Source organism: Marinomonas pontica, assembly GCF_026191375.1.
Lineage (GTDB): Bacteria > Pseudomonadota > Gammaproteobacteria > Pseudomonadales > Marinomonadaceae > Marinomonas > Marinomonas pontica.
Genome location: NZ_JAODTL010000032.1, coordinates 20,501 through 35,916 on the forward strand (window position 1 = coordinate 20,501; position 15,416 = coordinate 35,916).

17 protein-coding genes are annotated in these 15,416 nt (G+C 45.2%); 11 read left to right on the forward strand and 6 right to left on the reverse strand.

Features of this window, described 5'->3' with window-relative positions:
- Positions 1 to 33 precede the first annotated feature (33 nt).
- From N5P32_RS06765 to N5P32_RS06790, 6 genes are all read left to right on the forward strand, one after another.
- Entirely contained in the window at positions 34 to 1,524 is a 1,491-nt protein-coding gene (locus N5P32_RS06765) for a sugar ABC transporter ATP-binding protein (protein ID WP_265728352.1), read from the forward strand.
- A gap of 22 nt (positions 1,525 to 1,546) precedes the next feature.
- The gene (locus N5P32_RS06770; RefSeq protein ID WP_265728353.1) at positions 1,547 to 2,554 is read left to right on the forward strand and encodes an ABC transporter permease; all 1,008 of its coding nucleotides are present in this window, start codon (positions 1,547 to 1,549) and stop codon (positions 2,552 to 2,554) included.
- A gap of 97 nt (positions 2,555 to 2,651) precedes the next feature.
- On the forward strand, positions 2,652 to 3,599 hold the full coding sequence (locus tag N5P32_RS06775; RefSeq protein WP_265728354.1) for an ABC transporter substrate-binding protein: 948 nt from the start codon (positions 2,652 to 2,654) through the stop codon (positions 3,597 to 3,599).
- 62 nt (positions 3,600 to 3,661) lie between these two features.
- A complete protein-coding gene (locus N5P32_RS06780; protein ID WP_265728355.1) occupies positions 3,662 to 4,516 on the forward strand; it encodes a fumarylacetoacetate hydrolase family protein in 855 nt (284 codons plus the stop codon).
- A gap of 73 nt (positions 4,517 to 4,589) precedes the next feature.
- Positions 4,590 to 5,579 (forward strand): aldo/keto reductase, encoded by a 990-nt coding sequence (locus tag N5P32_RS06785; RefSeq protein WP_265728356.1) that lies wholly within the window; start codon positions 4,590 to 4,592, stop codon positions 5,577 to 5,579.
- An 87-nt stretch (positions 5,580 to 5,666) separates the two neighbouring features.
- Positions 5,667 to 6,683, forward strand: coding sequence for an alpha/beta hydrolase family protein (locus N5P32_RS06790; RefSeq protein WP_265728357.1), 1,017 nt, complete (start codon positions 5,667 to 5,669; stop codon positions 6,681 to 6,683).
- On the opposite strand, the gene N5P32_RS06795 is transcribed toward N5P32_RS06790, so the two are convergent.
- Complete coding sequence (locus tag N5P32_RS06795; RefSeq protein WP_265728358.1) at positions 6,680 to 7,729, reverse strand: helix-turn-helix domain-containing protein; 1,050 nt, start codon at positions 7,727 to 7,729, stop codon at positions 6,680 to 6,682. The two genes, N5P32_RS06790 and N5P32_RS06795, sit on opposite strands and share 4 nt — an antisense overlap.
- A gap of 149 nt (positions 7,730 to 7,878) precedes the next feature.
- Here N5P32_RS06795 and N5P32_RS06800 point away from each other — a divergent pair, with 149 nt between their 5' ends.
- The gene (locus tag N5P32_RS06800) at positions 7,879 to 8,232 is read left to right on the forward strand and encodes a DUF805 domain-containing protein (RefSeq protein ID WP_265728359.1); all 354 of its coding nucleotides are present in this window, start codon (positions 7,879 to 7,881) and stop codon (positions 8,230 to 8,232) included.
- Positions 8,233 to 8,245: 13 nt separating this feature from the next.
- The gene (locus N5P32_RS06805) at positions 8,246 to 8,821 is read left to right on the forward strand and encodes a hypothetical protein (RefSeq protein ID WP_265728360.1); all 576 of its coding nucleotides are present in this window, start codon (positions 8,246 to 8,248) and stop codon (positions 8,819 to 8,821) included.
- On the opposite strand, the gene N5P32_RS06810 is transcribed toward N5P32_RS06805, so the two are convergent.
- Positions 8,804 to 9,655, reverse strand: a complete 852-nt coding sequence (locus N5P32_RS06810) for a LysR family transcriptional regulator (RefSeq protein ID WP_265728361.1) — start codon at positions 9,653 to 9,655, stop codon at positions 8,804 to 8,806. The genes N5P32_RS06805 and N5P32_RS06810 overlap by 18 nt on opposite strands.
- A 160-nt stretch (positions 9,656 to 9,815) precedes the next feature.
- Between N5P32_RS06810 and N5P32_RS06815 the strand changes: the two genes are divergently transcribed.
- Positions 9,816 to 10,538: an HPP family protein gene (locus tag N5P32_RS06815; RefSeq protein WP_265728362.1), complete on the forward strand. Its 723-nt coding sequence runs from the start codon at positions 9,816 to 9,818 to the stop codon at positions 10,536 to 10,538.
- A 219-nt stretch (positions 10,539 to 10,757) separates the two neighbouring features.
- On the forward strand, positions 10,758 to 11,219 hold the full coding sequence (locus N5P32_RS06820; RefSeq protein ID WP_265728363.1) for a methyltransferase family protein: 462 nt from the start codon (positions 10,758 to 10,760) through the stop codon (positions 11,217 to 11,219).
- Between the two features lie 186 nt (positions 11,220 to 11,405).
- Here the strand turns inward: N5P32_RS06820 and N5P32_RS06825 are convergent, their stop codons facing one another.
- Genes N5P32_RS06825 through N5P32_RS06840 form a run of 4 tightly spaced genes read right to left on the reverse strand, consistent with a single transcriptional unit; the run spans position 11,406 to position 14,272 of the window.
- Positions 11,406 to 12,134: an amino acid ABC transporter ATP-binding protein gene (locus N5P32_RS06825; protein ID WP_265728364.1), complete on the reverse strand. Its 729-nt coding sequence runs from the start codon at positions 12,132 to 12,134 to the stop codon at positions 11,406 to 11,408.
- Positions 12,121 to 12,771 carry an amino acid ABC transporter permease gene (locus N5P32_RS06830; protein ID WP_265728365.1) on the reverse strand — a complete coding sequence of 217 codons (651 nt, stop codon included), beginning with the start codon at positions 12,769 to 12,771 and terminating at the stop codon, positions 12,121 to 12,123. Before N5P32_RS06830 ends, N5P32_RS06825 begins: the two co-directional genes overlap by 14 nt.
- Positions 12,772 to 12,806: 35 nt before the next feature.
- Complete coding sequence (locus N5P32_RS06835) at positions 12,807 to 13,469, reverse strand: amino acid ABC transporter permease (protein ID WP_265728366.1); 663 nt, start codon at positions 13,467 to 13,469, stop codon at positions 12,807 to 12,809.
- Positions 13,470 to 13,495: 26 nt separating this feature from the next.
- Complete coding sequence (locus tag N5P32_RS06840) at positions 13,496 to 14,272, reverse strand: transporter substrate-binding domain-containing protein (protein WP_265728367.1); 777 nt, start codon at positions 14,270 to 14,272, stop codon at positions 13,496 to 13,498.
- A gap of 324 nt (positions 14,273 to 14,596) precedes the next feature.
- Between N5P32_RS06840 and N5P32_RS06845 the strand changes: the two genes are divergently transcribed.
- Positions 14,597 to 15,415, forward strand: coding sequence for a MurR/RpiR family transcriptional regulator (locus tag N5P32_RS06845; RefSeq protein WP_265728368.1), 819 nt, complete (start codon positions 14,597 to 14,599; stop codon positions 15,413 to 15,415).
- Position 15,416: the final 1 nt, after the last annotated feature.

Consider the following 15,416-nt stretch of genomic DNA (forward strand, 5'->3'; position numbering starts at 1 on the left):
AATCAACCTACTATTTTCTACGGAGTAAGAGTTATGCCGTTATTGGTTGAAATGAGTGGAATCGAGAAACGCTTCCCCGGAGTGTATTCCCTTAGAGGTGTTAATTTCGACCTTGAAAAAGGTGAGGTGCATGCTTTGATGGGCGAGAACGGTGCTGGCAAGTCGACGTTGATGAAAATACTGTCTGGTGTTTATCAAAAAGACGGCGGCACAGTAAAAGTCGATGACCAACTTGCTGTCTTTGATGGCCCAAAAGCTGCGCAAAATGCGGGTATTGGCATCATTCATCAGGAACTGAGTTTGATGAATGATCTGACCGTTGCTCAAAATGTGTTTATTGGTCGAGAACCTCGTTCTGCTTGGGGGGTAATTGACGAAAAACGTTTAAATACTCAGGCAAGAGACATCTTTGAGAAGATGAATTTCGATATTGATCCGATGACTGAAATTGGCAGTTTGACGGTCGCTAAGCAACAGATGGTTGAAATAGCCAAGGCTTTATCTTTTAAATCACGCGTTCTCATTATGGATGAGCCAACAGCGGCTTTGAATGATGCAGAGATTGCAGAGCTGTTTGTCATTATTCGTCGCCTGAAAGCGGAAGGCGTTGGCATCATCTATATCAGTCACAAGATGGATGAAATCAAGCAAATCGCAGATCGCGTTACTGTGCTACGCGATGGTGAATACATCGGCACAGTTGAGTCAAAAGAGACGCCATTATCTGAAATTATCTCAATGATGGTTGGTCGTGAAGTGAAAGATGAAACGGTCGATATTCCCGATTTGTCGGATCAGCCTGAGCTACTTGCTGTGAAAGGTCTGAATCGCGGAAAAGAAATCAAAGATGTCTGTTTCTCGCTTAAAAAAGGCGAAATTTTAGGTTTTGCTGGCTTAATGGGGGCAGGACGAACCGAAGTGGCCCGTGCCATTTTCGGTGCAGATCCAATTGACTCAGGAGAAGTTTGGGTAAATGGCAAGCAGTGCCAAATTCAGTCTCCAAGTGATGCTGTTGCTGCTGGTATTGGTTATTTGTCTGAAGACCGTAAGCACTTTGGTTTGGCCTTGGGGATGGACGTTCGCGCCAATATTGCCATGGCGACGTTAAATCGTTTTACCAGCTCGTTCGGAGCATTGAATGAATCTAAGATGAGCAGCGTAGCCAATGATTATATTAAGCAGCTGGGCATCAGAACTCCTTCTGATACACAGGAGGTGGGCTTTTTGTCAGGTGGTAATCAGCAAAAAGTAGTCATTGCTAAATGGCTATTAAGAGACTGTGACATTTTGATTTTTGATGAACCAACGCGAGGAATTGATGTAGGTGCCAAGTCGGAGATTTATAAACTATTAGAATCTCTCGCCAAGCAAGGCAAAGCAATTATTGTTATTTCTTCGGAGTTACCTGAAGTCATGCGCCTAAGCCATCGAATTGCCGTTATGTGCCAAGGGAAACTTACTGGAATATTGCCCGGTGGGAAAGCAACAAATCAAGAACAAATTATGGCATTAGCCACTCAGTAAAGGCTAATAGGAGAGAAAAATAATGATAACCGAAAGCCAAAAGGCATCACCAAGTCTTATCAGTAAGTTGATAAAAATATCAGCACATCAGCGAGTGCTCGCCTTTGCGAGTTTGATCGTATTATTGATCGTGTTTTCTATCGCATCCCCGAATTTTATGCAGACGTCGAATATGCTGGCGATTCTGCAAGCGACGTCTGTTAATGGCGTTCTAGCAGTGGCAGCCACGTTAGTAATTATCTCCGGGGGTATTGATTTGTCTGTCGGAACCTTGATGACATTCACCGCTGTAGTTGCTGGTGTACTGTTAACCAATATGAATTTGCCACTGCCGATTGGTGTGCTTGGTGCCATTCTAGCAGGTGCATTTTGTGGTTTTTGCTCTGGCTCTTTTGTTGCCAAAATGAAGATACCACCTTTTATTGCTACATTGGGCATGATGCTGATTTTAAAAGGTTTGTCTTTGGTCGTAAGTGGTGCACGTCCTATTTACTTTAATAACACACCCGGTTTTGACGAGATTTCGCGTGGTTCGCTAATTGGTGAAGTCTTACCTTTTCTGCCTATTCCAAATGGTGTGTTGATTCTCTTCATTGTTGCTGGTGTGGCAAGTTATGTATTGAGTAAAACCATTCTAGGTCGTTATTGCTTCGGTATTGGTTCTAATGAAGAGGCTGTACGTTTATCTGGTGTGAATACGGATGTTTGGAAAATTGCGATTTACTCGGTAGCTGGTGGGATTTGTGGTATTGCTGGGATTTTGATTTCGTCACGTTTGAATTCGGCTCAGCCAGCGCTTGGTCTTGGTTATGAATTGGAAGCGATTGCCGCTGTCGTCATTGGCGGTACTTCTTTGTCGGGTGGTCGTGGAACAATTATCGGTACGTTAATTGGAGCATTGATTATGGCGGTATTAACGAACGGCTTACGAGTACTGTCTGTGGCACAAGAATGGCAGACCGTGGTGACTGGCATCATCATTATCTTGGCAGTTTATGCCGATATGGTGCGCCGTCAAAAATCTAAATAAAGCAATGCAAAGTAATAATCGTTAGAAATAACCGGTGGCATACCGCCACCTCACAAAAAGTAAACCTCGAAAATAACAACATAACGGAGGAACGGACATGTTGTCACGTCGCAAATTAGTAGGTCTTATCAGTGCTGTTACTATTATGACAGCGTCATCTTTTGTGCAAGCGGATGACCAGCCATATATTCCACTGGTTTCAAAAGGGTTTCAGCACCAGTTTTGGCAAGCGGTGAAACAAGGAGCTGATCAGGCTGCAAAAGAATTTAATGTTCGCGTTACATTTGAAGGGCCCGATACGGAAGCACAAGTTGATCGCCAGATAGATATGTTAGCCGCAGCATTAGCCAATAAACCCGATGCTATTGGTTTTGCTGCTTTAGATAGCCAAGCGGCTATTCCTTTGTTACGTAAAGCACAAAAAGCCGGTATTCCAATTGTTGCGTTCGATAGTGGAGTGGAAAGTGATATTCCAGTGACAACAGCAACGACGGATAACTTGGCAGCTTCTGCATTAGCGGCAGACAAAATGGCTGAGTTGATTGGCAATAAAGGACAAGTCGCAGTCGTAGCGCATAGTCAAACAGGAACAACAGGCATTGATCGTCGTGATGGTTTTTTAAAACGCATGAAAGAAGCTCATCCAAATATTGAAGTGGTTACCGTTCAATACGGTGATGGCGATCAACTGAAATCAACGGAAGTTGCTCGTGCAATTCTGACCTCTTATCCAAAGCTAGCCGGTATGTTTGGTACCAATGAAGGTTCTGCCGTAGGTGTGGTAAATGCGGCTCGTGAGTCTAAAGCAAAAGATCTTGTCATTATCGGCTTTGATTCAGGTACAGCTCAGATGAATGCGATTCGTAGTGGTTTGATGGCGGGTGCGATTACTCAGAATCCAATCGGTATTGGTTATGAAACAGTGAAAGCGGCTGTTCAAACCATCAAGGGTGAAACTGTGCCTAAAGTTATCGACACTGGTTTCTACTATTACACTGCTAAAAATATCGATGATCCAAAAATCGCTGCTGTTCTATATAAATAACAACTCTATGCTGTGGTGAATCTTTTATTTATTACAGCATTTTTTACAGATAGGAGAAAATAATGAAATTAGTTCGCTTTGGGCCACTAGGGAAAGAAAAGCCAGGTTTACTTGATGATAATGGTCGAGTTCGTGATTTATCGTCAGTCATCCCAGATCTATCTGATGAACATCTAAGCTTAGCAAGCATGAAAAAGTTAAACGCCTTAGATATTAATAGCTTGCCTTTGATCGATGGCGTACCTCAAGAAGATCTGCGTCTTGGGGCTTGTGTGGCCAATGTGGGTAAATTTATTTGTATCGGTTTGAACTACGCCGATCATGCTGCCGAGTCTGGCATGCCAGTCCCTGCTGAGCCTGTTATTTTCAATAAATGGACGTCGGCAATTGTTGGACCAAATGAGGATGTGAAAATACCAAAAGGTTCTGAGAAAACAGATTGGGAGGTCGAGCTAGGTATTGTTATTGGCGAAGGTGGCAGCGACATTTCTGAAGCTGACGCTATGAAGCACGTAGCGGGATTCTGTGTAATCAATGATGTTTCAGAGCGTGCTTTCCAGCTTGAGGGAACAGGCACTTGGGATAAGGGAAAGGGCTGCGATACCTTTGGACCAACAGGGCCTTGGTTGGTTACCCCTGATGAAGTCGGCGATTTTAATGACCTTGGTATTTGGTTAGAAGTTGACGGTAAACGTTATCAAAATGGTTCGACTTCTACCATGGTATTTAAAGTTCCTCATCTTATTGCCTATTGTAGTCGCTATATGAGCTTGCAACCGGGCGATATTATCTCAACTGGCACTCCGCCAGGTGTAGGGCTGGGTTTCAATCCGCCAATTTACTTAAAAGGCGGTGAAGAAATGAAACTGGGTATCGATAAGCTCGGTGTGCAATGTCAACGAGTGGTTAAAGCGTAAGTAAAAAAACGCCAATATTCATGCTCCTTGTTAAACCTGAGGGTGCAAGGGATTGTGATTAAGTGAGTCAGCAATGAAAACAAGAATAATAAACAGCAGTGGTTCGTCTATTACAGAAATAGGGTTTGGTTGTGCCGGCGCGGGTAATTTATTCCGCCAAGTGTCTTACGAGAATATCTGTGGTGCCGTTCGTAAAGCGAGTGAGTTAGGTATTCAGTACTTTGACACAGCTCCTCATTATGGTGCTGGTCTCTCAGAGCGTCGTTTAGGCTTAGCTCTTGGCGAAACGCCACACCAAGATATTTTCCTATCCACCAAAGTAGGAAGATTGCTGTATCCAGATTGCAAAGTAGATCAAAAAGAAGCAGATGGCTTTGTTGGCGCAAGCCCTTTTGATCGTGAATACAATTATACCTATGATGGCGTTATGCGGTCTTTTGAAGACTCTCTTCAGCGCCTTGGCGTAAGTCATATCGACATGTTGTTGATGCATGATATTGGCGAACTAACTCATAAAGAACAGCATGCCATGTATTTTCAACAAGCCATTGATGGTGGTTTTAAAGCCATGATGGAATTGCGTGATCAAGGTGTAGTCCGCAATATTGGTCTGGGTGTGAATGAATGGCAAATATGTGATCAAGCGATGAACTACGCCCAGTTTGATTGTTTTATGGTGGCTAATTGTTTTACCTTATTAAACAACGATATTACGCAAAACTTTACCGACAAATGTATCTCAAATAATGTTTCTCTAATTGCTGCAGCGCCTTTTAATTCAGGTGTTTTAGCCAAAGGCTCTAAAGACTTAGGCCATTACTTTTATGGCGATGCACCTAAAGATATTGTCGACAAAGTCATCGCCATAGAGGCTATCTGCGAGCAGTATAATGTCTCGTTACAGGCGGCTGCGATTCAATACGCATTGCGATACGATTGCGTTAAATCGGTGTTAATTGGCATGACCAGTGAAGAGCGTGTTGAGCAAAATATCGCTTGGTACGAAGAATCCATACCAGAGGAGTTTTGGCAGGCATTGGCTTCAGTTATCTACTTGTTATAACGTCCTCAATCCTGTTTTAGGACGCATTACTCCTATTTCCCTTTCAAAATGACTTTTTTTAAAAGCACTTTGAAAGGAAATATCATCATGAAACGATTTTCGTGTTTTGTTTTTTTAGTCGGCTGCTGGTCTGTGAATGCTTCTGCGTATTCGGTGGGTTTTGATCAGGTTCAGTTGTATACCGATAGCAATAGGCCGTTAAAAGTCAGTGTTTGGTATCCATCACAGACGACCTTTCCCACTGAAAAAGTTGCGGAAAATGCGGCGTTTTTGGGAACCAATGTAGTACGAGTGGGAACGCCTCAGGCGGGTAAGTTTCCGCTGGTAGTGATTTCTCACGGTTATCGTGGCAATTGGCGTAATCAGAATTGGCTTGCAACGAAATTAGCTCAAGACGGTTATGTTGTGGCGTCGCTTGATCACCCTGGAACCACGTCGTTTGATCATTCTGCGCAAGCAGCGGCTCAGTGGTGGCAGCGCGCGGGCGATTTATCCCGTTTGTTGGATTGGTTGTTAAACGAGTCTTACCTATTGCCAAATATCGACTCTAGTAACGTTACTGCAATTGGCCATTCATTAGGCGGCTGGACGGTGATGTTGCTAGCGGGTGCGCAATTTGATCGTGATCAGTTGAAGCAAGAATGCAGCCTGAAAGCGAGTCCTCGTGTGTGTGGTTTGAAGGCGGAACTTGGCCTAGAGCAAGTGCAAGTGGGCGAACCAACGGGCAGTTTGCAAGACACGCGAATCAAGCGAGTGGTTTCATTGGATTTAGGCTTGGCGCGTAGCTTTTCCCGCCAAAGCTTACAACGTTTCACCATTCCGACATTAATTCTCGCGGCCGATGTCGATATTGGTGATTTACCTCAAGCAGAAGAATCCGGTTTTCTCGCCCAATATATTCCTAAAAATCATCGCCAATACATAGTTTATCCAGACGCCGCGCACTTTAGCTTCATGCAGCTTTGTAAGCCCGGTGCCATTGAGTTGATCGAAGAGGAAGAGCCGGGCGATGGCATTGTTTGTCAAGACGGCCATGACAGGTCACGAGATGAACTTCATCAGGTGATGTATCAAGACATCGTTCGATTTATCCACGCTTCTTAATTCTTCTTGTTAGCGCGCCGAAAGGCGCTCGGTGTTTGTTGCGTCACGCGAGAAAACTCTCGATGGAAGTTCGATTTCGTCTGAAATCCGGAATCTAAATAGATTTGGGTGATGGTTTTGTCGGTGGATAACAGCAGTGATTTGGCGCGCTCAATACGGTATTCGTTCACGACTTGTGAGATGTTGCGACCGTAAACTTGGTTGATCGCGGCGGAGATCTGACGCGCAGGAATACAGGCTTTTCTAGCGAGTCGATCGAGCGTGAGATCTGGGTCGAGAAACACGTCTTTGGTGGTCAGCAAAACATCGATTTTATGAGCGATATCGTGCACTTCATCGTCCGACAACGATTGGGTCGACGTCTCTTTTGGCGCGTCAGTATTTGCCATTTTGGCGTTGCTTTGGGTGGTGTCGACACTGCTGGGTGCCATGCTCAAACTCAATAAAACCACCGTAATGCCCAAAACGGGCAGCAACACAGCATGACCAATAGCGAGAATGACCTGAGCATGTTGACCGGCAAAAACAGCGAAGTCGACCGCCAAGGCTCCGTCAATAAGCGCAGACATCAACAGCATGGTGCCGGCGATGCGTTCGGCTTTTAGTGCGTTATCCATGTCGGATAAACGCACTTGCTCAGGTAAGTCGGACGCTTTGAAAGACGCTCGTATCAATGCCACGCCATAACCCACATAAAGCAGCGTTAACATTGGGTCCAAAGGCGGTCGCCAGAATGGATAGGTGAAAGACGCCAAGGTAACGAAGACCGGTGGTAAAAGGTGCCAGACTTTAAATTTATGGCGCTGATGAGCACTTGAGAAACAGTACCAAGCCGCAACAGGGATACACGAAGCCAAAATGGGTTGCAGCAATCGCAATAATGCGTAATCAAACGTCCAGCGTAAACCCACGACCGTTGTTGTTAACGCGCATAAAGCGACAAATATAAACGCGGATTGCGTGGTGTCTTCTCTGCGAACAAATAATAAAACCGCCAATATCGCCAGCAGTAGGGCAACGACAAAGGGTAAAGGAATAGCGATCATCTTGGCTCCAACTTTTACTATTCAGATCTTTATTATGTCCTAGATCCTTATCGAGAACGTCCTTAAACCTGATCTAGGACGTAAATCTTTCTTTCGCAACGTACTTTTAAGCCTTCAAAAACTCTTTGGGTTCATCAAGGGAGAAAAGTATGGACTGGTATTTTGATGCGTGGAAACGTTATGCGCAATTTTCTGGACGAGCGTCACTGAAAGCATTTTGGGTGTTCTTTTTGGTGAACGGTTTGATCTCGCTCGTGTTTGTTGTGTTGGAAATAGTCTTTCAATCGACATGGAAAATAGAGGCGCTTTATAGTTTGTTGGTTTTCTTACCTATGCTGTCTTTGACTGTACGTAGGTTGCATGACACCAACCGTTCGGCTTGGTGGTTGCTGGTGGTTTTGGTACCTGCTATAGGCATGCTTGTTTTGCTCGTGTTGTTGGCTTTGCCAAGTGAGTCGAACAAGGATTTTGGCAATTATCCACAAAACAAAGCCATGCTATAAACAAGAGCCAAACATGAAAGATGTTAATAACTTACCCCACTTATCCACCATGTTATGCGCAATAGTACTGTTTTTGTCGTTATCGGCGTGCAGTAATGAGGCAGATGATATAGTCGGTAACAGCGCAATACCTTCAAATACAGTCAACGCCGTGGTCAATATTGCCTCCCCCAAAGCCGGAATGTTAATGCAGTTGCGAGGCATTGCTGGCAAGGGCGAATTAGTGATTAAAGAGGGTAGGGAACAGACAGGTTTAAACCGCTGTGTGGCGTCACCCATCCGGTTTGCGGCCGGGGACTTCAATGGCAATAGTATTGGCATCCAGTCTGTCGAGACGATTCGATTACTGATTTACTCCGATAAGATCGTAGAAAAACTCATCGCTGGCGAGGAAATCGTCAGTGAAGACTATGTCATTACCGATCAAAATGACGACCAACTTGGCGACATCAAAATTGAATCTGGTTTAACGCTCAGCTATGGCTTTGTGCTTAACCCCGGTGAATGGTCTTGGTCGTCGGTATTTGGCTTGGATCACCACGATGTGAATTGTAGTCTTAATAGCAATGCGTTAAATCGCCCAACTTGAGACGTTTTTCATACTGTCTAACAGTATCTTTTTTGCCTGTTCGAAGCCGTCAGGCAGTGTATTGTTTTTGTGAGATACAAGGTAAATGGGATAAGTAAATTCTGCCGCGCCTTTTACCTTGTGCAACCGTCCTTCTTGCAAATATCGATCAACCACTCGTGTGCGGAAATAGCCGTTTCCGCCTTTCGCTAACATGTATTTGAGAGCCATAGGGCCAAGGGAAAATTGCATCGCTGCTCGGCGGTTAAAAGGGACACAACGATCAAACTGCAGGGTAAATTCTTCTCCCCATTCAATGAATAAATCTGGCGTTTTTTGCTGTTTAGAGACGACGTGAATTAGCTTTTCCTCAATGATCTGTTCGACGATTAAACCGGGTAAATAGCGTGGACTGTGGACAATAATGGCATCTACTTCTTGTTTCTGTAGGGATTGATACAAACTGTCGGTTGTCGTCACTTGGCTGTTGATGACTAAATGAGGCATGTCGTCACTCATCGCCAGTAGCCAGTCGATGAGAATCGGATTCCACAGGCTAATTTCGCCACCAATTCTCAAAGTCTGCTGAGCCTGATAATCTGAAATGTCGCAAAGCTGCTTTGCCTGCTCCCAAGCTTCCAGCATATTTTTCGCCGGGGACACAAAGGCTTCACCACTTTTGGTCAGCTTAGCGCCGGCTCTATTTCGCACAAATAATCGACAATTTAACGCTGATTCTAGTGCTTGTACACGGGCGGTCACTGTGGTTTGAGTAACATGAAGGCGTTCTGCTGCACGGGCAAAGGTGCCAGCATGAATAATTTCGAGAAAGGTTCTGGCTTGTTCAATATCCATTTCAACTTTAAATGCAATTATATTGCATTTAAACCTCATTTAAATTCGTTATACATGAGGCTATTTTAATCACTAAAATGGCGCCGTTACTAGGAAAACACTATAGATCGCCTTAGTTGTTTGAAATCGTTATTTATTTTTGTAAGGTCTCATTAAATAAATGTTCCTCTCATTTTGTCGTAATATTGCTCAATTCATTGGTATTGAAATCAATAAAACCTCCCACTTTGAACGCCTTTTATCAGGTATGACCGCTTGTCTCGCATTAGTTAGTGTTTACTATTTGTCGAGTTCGTTTTTATCTCTACCGGATTCATTATTGGTGGTCGCTTCTATTGGGGCCAGTGCCGTTTTGATGTTCGCTATTCCTCATGGCGCTTTGTCTCAGCCGTGGCCCTTTATTACTGGCCACCTAGTATCAGCGCTGATTGGTATTGGCTTTTATCAGCTGTTCGGAGCGTCTTTTGTGACTGGAGCGGCCGCCGTGGGCGTGTCGATTATCGGCATGCATTACCTTCGTTGCTTGCATCCGCCAGGCGGGTCGACCGCGCTATCGTGCGTGATTGGTGGAAGCAGCATACATGCAATGGGGTTTGAATTTTTACTGTATCCATTATTGATCAATTTATTAGCGATGCTTGTGTTCGCTTTTATCATCAACAACGGCTTTCAATGGCGGCGTTATCCATCTTTTTTAAGCGCTTCTGTGCGTAATGAAAGTAATGAAAAACACTTATTTGAGGTAGAAGATCTTTATGATGTGTTAGAAAAAGAAGATGTCTTTATTGACGTTAGCGCAGAAGAGCTCATGCACATTTACAATGCGGCAAGAGAAAACGCGAAAGATCGACATAAAAGTCTTGTATCCAAATTGCCGAAGTAGGGGGCTTAGGATATAAAGGTTACTCATTTTAAAGAGCTTTTTTGTAATCGAGACAAACCTTGAGCAGGTTGAAATAGCGATAGCTCAAACGGTCGATCTTAGCAAGCTCTAGGAAGTCCACTATAGAAAATGTGGGCCATTATGATGCTATCCAGAGCCACCACTGAACGTCTTTATGGAAAAATCGCTTGGTGCTGTTGATGATCAAAAGAGAATGTCATGAAAAACCTTGAGCTTAAAGTCCCCCCTGTTGTCTTGGTCGCGGTTGTAGCTGTTGGCATGTGGGCGGTGTCGCGTATTGCGCTGAATTCACATTTCACCTTTCCCTATGTGGAATGGTGGTCGGCTGGTTTGGTATTGCTTGGTATTTGTATCGCCATTGCGGGAGTTTTACAGTTTAGAATGGCTGGAACAACCGTTGACCCTAGAGTACCAGATCAATCAAGCAACTTGGTGGTGAGTGGGATTTATCGTTATAGCCGTAATCCGATGTATATAGGCTTTTTACTGGCGTTGTGTGGATGGTGTGTATTTTTAGGCAGTATGGTTTCTGTGTTGTTTTTGCCTGTTTTTATCCTTTATATGAATTGTTTTCAAATCGTACCAGAAGAGCGGTTTATGCAAGAAAAGTTTGGGGCGTCTTATCGTCAATACCGATCGCAGGTGCGCCGCTGGATCTAAAGTCAGAGTCAGCCTGTGCTGTAACGGGCTTCAAGTTGGTGCCGATTAAATTGCGTATGGTAACGGAATTCGCATTAGGCATATTAATCAATAGGATCTGGGGTACATTCTCCAACGCACCATGAGGTGTTTTTTAAAGTACCGTCATGATGCCTTGGCTGTGTATTGTTCTGGGCCTTCGTATTCTTAAAGCACGGCCCCCATAAACTGTTTCAATTCATCAGTTTGCGGGTTAGACAGCACGGTTTTGGGATCGCCTTGTTCCCAGACTTTGCCTTGGTGCATGAAGACGACTCGGCTGCCGACGTCGCGGGCGAAGTTCATTTCATGGGTCACTAGTATCAAGGTCATGCCTTCTTCGGCTAATTGTTCCAATACCTTTAGTACTTCACCGACTAATTCTGGGTCGAGGGCGGAGGTGATTTCGTCGCACAGCAAAACCTTGGGTGACATGGCCAATGCGCGGGCGATGGCGACACGTTGTTGCTGACCGCCAGAAAGCTTTTCTGGGAAGCTGTCGAATTTCTCTGCCAGACCGACTTTTTCTAACATGGCACGAGCCGTTGCTTCGGCCTCGGCTTTGCTCTTTTTCAACACAATCGTTGGCGCGAGCATGACGTTTTCGCCTACGGTCATATGCGGAAACAAGTTGAAGTTTTGGAAGATCATACCGACGCTAAGGGCAAGGCGACGTACCTGAATGTCTTCGGTGGTGACTTCTTTTCCGTCCACCGTAATGCCGCCTTCTTGGTATTGTTCCAAGCCATTCACACAGCGCAATAGGGTGCTTTTACCAGAGCCACTTTTGCCAATAATGGAAACGACTTCGCCTGCTTTGATATCAAGGTCAATGCCTTTCAATACATGCAGATCGCCATAGTATTTATGGACTTGATGTAAGTTAACGAGAGACATGGAATTTTTTCTCCAAATGCTTGCTGTACAAAGACAGTGGATAACAAAGTAAGAAGTAAATAAGCGCAACGAGAGTAAAGACTTTAAAGGGTTCAAAGGTCGCGTTATTGAGCATGGTGCCGACTTTGGTCAGTTCGACAAAACCAATCACCGATGCCAGCGCTGTGCCTTTAATCACCTGAACAGAAAAGCCGACAGTTGGGGCGGTCGCCACGCGAATCGCTTGCGGCAAGATAATATGACGCAGGGTTTGTAAGAAGCTCAAGCCCAAACAGCGGCTTGCCTCCCATTGGCCTTTAGGCAGGGTGTCGATACAGCCACGCCAGATTTCGACTAAAAAGGCGCTGGTGAAAAACGTCAGTGACAAAATGGCCGCGCTCCACGCTGAGATTTCATAACCCAGCATGGACAAGCCAAAGAAGCACAAGAACATCTGCATCAACAATGGCGTGCCTTGAAACAGTTCCACGTAAATTTTGACGATGCGCTGCATCGCAGGGTTGCGTGTTAAACGCATGGCGGTCAATGCCAGCGCGACGGTTGTGCCACCGATAAACGCCGCCAGTGACAATAAAATCGTCCATTGTGTCGCAAACAAGAGATTGCGCAGAATGTCGTAGTTAGAAAATTCGATCATTGAGTTTCCCTCATTTTGCTTTTATGGAATGCCTTTTAATTGGACGTTCGATAAGCAAATAGGCGTTTCCCTAAAGCGTTGAAAGCAAATCGCAGCAAAATGGACAAGCCCAAATACAACAAGGCGGTCACCAAATAGCTTTCAAAAGCGCGGAAGTTGCGCGATTGCACTAGGTTGGCAGCGTAGGTTAAATCTTGCACTGAGATCTGAGATATCACCGCAGACCCCAACATGACGATAATGCATTGGCTGGTCAGCGCGGGATAAATCTTTTCAAAGGCGGGAGTGAAGATCACCCGAATCAGGGTTTGGCGAAAGTTCAGCCCTAATACTTTCGCGGCTTCTATTTGGCCTTTGGAAATGCTCGCTAGGCCAGCTCGAATGATTTCGGTGCTGTACGCGCCAAGGTTAATGGTCAATGCGATCATGCTGGCTTCCCAAGGAGACAACATCATGCCAATGGCAGGCAGACCAAAGAAGATAAAAAATAACTGCACAATAAACGGCGTGTTACGGATCAATTCCACATACACACTGACCACACGTTGACTGGCTCGGTTGCCGTATTGGCGTACGGTCGCGCAGACCGTACCCAATACCACTCCCAAGATCGTTGTCAGTACAGTGAGCTCAACAGTGGTTTTTAAACCACTGAGGAACACGTCGCTGTATTGCAATAGATCAGAGAAATACAACATAACAAAAGCCTTATGCGCCGAAGCCTTTAGGGTAGTGGTGCTTTTAACCATTTCATCGAAATGTCGTTTAGTTCACCCGATGCCAAGGCGCCTTTGATTAGCTCGTTCACTTTCGCTTGTAGTGCTGTTTCGCCTTTTGCCATACCGATGTAGCAAGGAGAATCTTTCAGCATGAATTTACTTTCTGGTGCGCGTTGTGGCTGACGTTTCGCAATTTCAGCGGCAACCAAGTTACCAGTAGCGATCAAATTCACTTGGCCAGATAGGTAAGCCGTTAGTGTGGTGTTGTTGTCTTCAAAGCGACGCACGTTGACAGACTTAGGCGCGTTTTTTTCCAGCTCTAAGTCTTCTACTGAACCGCGTGTTACGCCCACGGTTTTGTTGGCTAGCTCGCCAATTTCTGTCACGGCAACGTCTTTAGAACCGAATACCCCTAAGAAGAAAGGCGCGTAAGGTGTGGAAAAATCGATGGCTTTTTGACGCTCTGGGTTTTTACCAAGACTAGAAATCACCAAGTCGACTTTTTTCGTTTGTAAGTAAGGAATACGGTTGGCGCTGGTGACGGGAACGATTTCAATTTTTACGCCCATTTCATTGGCAATGTAATTTGCCATGTCCACATCGATCCCTTGTGGCTTCAGATCCGTGCCAATAGAACCAAACGGCGGGAAATCTTGCGGTACCGCAATGCGAATCAGGTTGCGGTCTTTGATGTCCTGCAATACGTCCGCAGTAGCACTTAATGCACTAAAGCCAGCCGCGATGATCAATGTTTTGCCGAGTAGTTTGGTCAATTTTTTCATGGAGGGGTTCCTATTTGTGTTTGTGAATGCCTGAAACACAATTTGCAACACCCATGCCAATATGAAACAAAAGTTTCTTTGTTGGCGGTTTCTGTAACAATTCACCGCACATTCTTTAGGACACCCTGTCTTTAAAGGACACCGGCTGACGTTCACCGAAGGAGGGCGGTGAGCGTCTATCGTACTTTTTTGCGCCATAATGAATCGTAGTGGCTTTGTTTTGGTGCAAAACGTCACCGCTAACCGCCAAATCAATAATCTAAGTTGGCAGCTAAACGATAATCCATTACCGTAGAGCAAAATATCCCGAACCGAGGTTTATACGTGGCGACAAAGCAGGATGTGCTATCCCTGATCGAGCAAACTTACCCAACGCTTTCTCCATCAGCGCGATCCATAGCAAACTATTTACAACAGAATCCCTTAGCGATAGTGAGCCAAACGTCGGCTGAAATTGCGGAAAACACCAACACATCAAAAGCGACCGTGAGCCGTTTCTTTCGTCAGCTTGGTTACGATTCGCAGCAAGGCGCGAAGCAGGCGCAATTAGCGTTGCGCGAAAGTGGCGTGCCGATTTTTACTCAAGGTTCGTCTTTGGACCAAACCGCGCAGGAGCTAAAAAACCTGTCGTTAACCTTTGAAGGCTTGCGTCCTGACACCCTGAACGAGATCAGCGAGCGTCTAGCCAACGCCAGCCGCGTCACTTTAATTGGCTTTCGCAATGCTTATCCATTAGCGTTGCATTTCCGTCAGCAGTTGCAACAAGTGCGTCATTCTGTGCGCTTATTGCCGCAACCAGGCCAAACGCTAGGGGAAGACCTGCACGATATTCTGGATGATGAAGTGATTGTCCTTTTGGGCTTCCGACGTCGTACCCGCCAGTTCAAACAAATCGTAGAAGCCTTGCAAGGCCGAAACACCGTATTAATCACCGACCCAACAGGTCAGGTTTATAACCAACAAGTGTCTCATGTGTTGGTTTGTCACCTAGGAAACGAAAGCCCATTCGACAGCTACGCCGCGCCCATGAGTTTGATTTCCATGTTATGCAATCGCGTGTTTGGCTTTTTGGGTGATGCAGCCAGCCGTCAGACGCAGGCAATTTCAGCCCTATACGAAGATTTGGATGAACTAGAACCTTAAT

Excerpts from the sequence above, each read along its gene's own strand:
- N5P32_RS06765 (WP_265728352.1), top strand. The coding sequence starts at position 34 with ATGCCGTTATTGGTTGAAATGAGTGGAATCGAGAAACGCTTCCCCGGA.
- N5P32_RS06770 (WP_265728353.1), top strand. The coding sequence starts at position 1,547 with ATGATAACCGAAAGCCAAAAGGCATCACCAAGTCTTATCAGTAAGTTG.
- N5P32_RS06775 (WP_265728354.1), top strand. The coding sequence starts at position 2,652 with ATGTTGTCACGTCGCAAATTAGTAGGTCTTATCAGTGCTGTTACTATT.
- N5P32_RS06780 (WP_265728355.1), top strand. The coding sequence starts at position 3,662 with ATGAAATTAGTTCGCTTTGGGCCACTAGGGAAAGAAAAGCCAGGTTTA.
- N5P32_RS06785 (WP_265728356.1), top strand. The coding sequence starts at position 4,590 with ATGAAAACAAGAATAATAAACAGCAGTGGTTCGTCTATTACAGAAATA.
- N5P32_RS06790 (WP_265728357.1), top strand. The coding sequence starts at position 5,667 with ATGAAACGATTTTCGTGTTTTGTTTTTTTAGTCGGCTGCTGGTCTGTG.
- N5P32_RS06795 (WP_265728358.1), bottom strand. The coding sequence starts at position 7,729 with ATGATCGCTATTCCTTTACCCTTTGTCGTTGCCCTACTGCTGGCGATA.
- N5P32_RS06800 (WP_265728359.1), top strand. The coding sequence starts at position 7,879 with ATGGACTGGTATTTTGATGCGTGGAAACGTTATGCGCAATTTTCTGGA.
- N5P32_RS06805 (WP_265728360.1), top strand. The coding sequence starts at position 8,246 with ATGAAAGATGTTAATAACTTACCCCACTTATCCACCATGTTATGCGCA.
- N5P32_RS06810 (WP_265728361.1), bottom strand. The coding sequence starts at position 9,655 with ATGGATATTGAACAAGCCAGAACCTTTCTCGAAATTATTCATGCTGGC.
- N5P32_RS06815 (WP_265728362.1), top strand. The coding sequence starts at position 9,816 with ATGTTCCTCTCATTTTGTCGTAATATTGCTCAATTCATTGGTATTGAA.
- N5P32_RS06820 (WP_265728363.1), top strand. The coding sequence starts at position 10,758 with ATGAAAAACCTTGAGCTTAAAGTCCCCCCTGTTGTCTTGGTCGCGGTT.
- N5P32_RS06825 (WP_265728364.1), bottom strand. The coding sequence starts at position 12,134 with ATGTCTCTCGTTAACTTACATCAAGTCCATAAATACTATGGCGATCTG.
- N5P32_RS06830 (WP_265728365.1), bottom strand. The coding sequence starts at position 12,771 with ATGATCGAATTTTCTAACTACGACATTCTGCGCAATCTCTTGTTTGCG.
- N5P32_RS06835 (WP_265728366.1), bottom strand. The coding sequence starts at position 13,469 with ATGTTGTATTTCTCTGATCTATTGCAATACAGCGACGTGTTCCTCAGT.
- N5P32_RS06840 (WP_265728367.1), bottom strand. The coding sequence starts at position 14,272 with ATGAAAAAATTGACCAAACTACTCGGCAAAACATTGATCATCGCGGCT.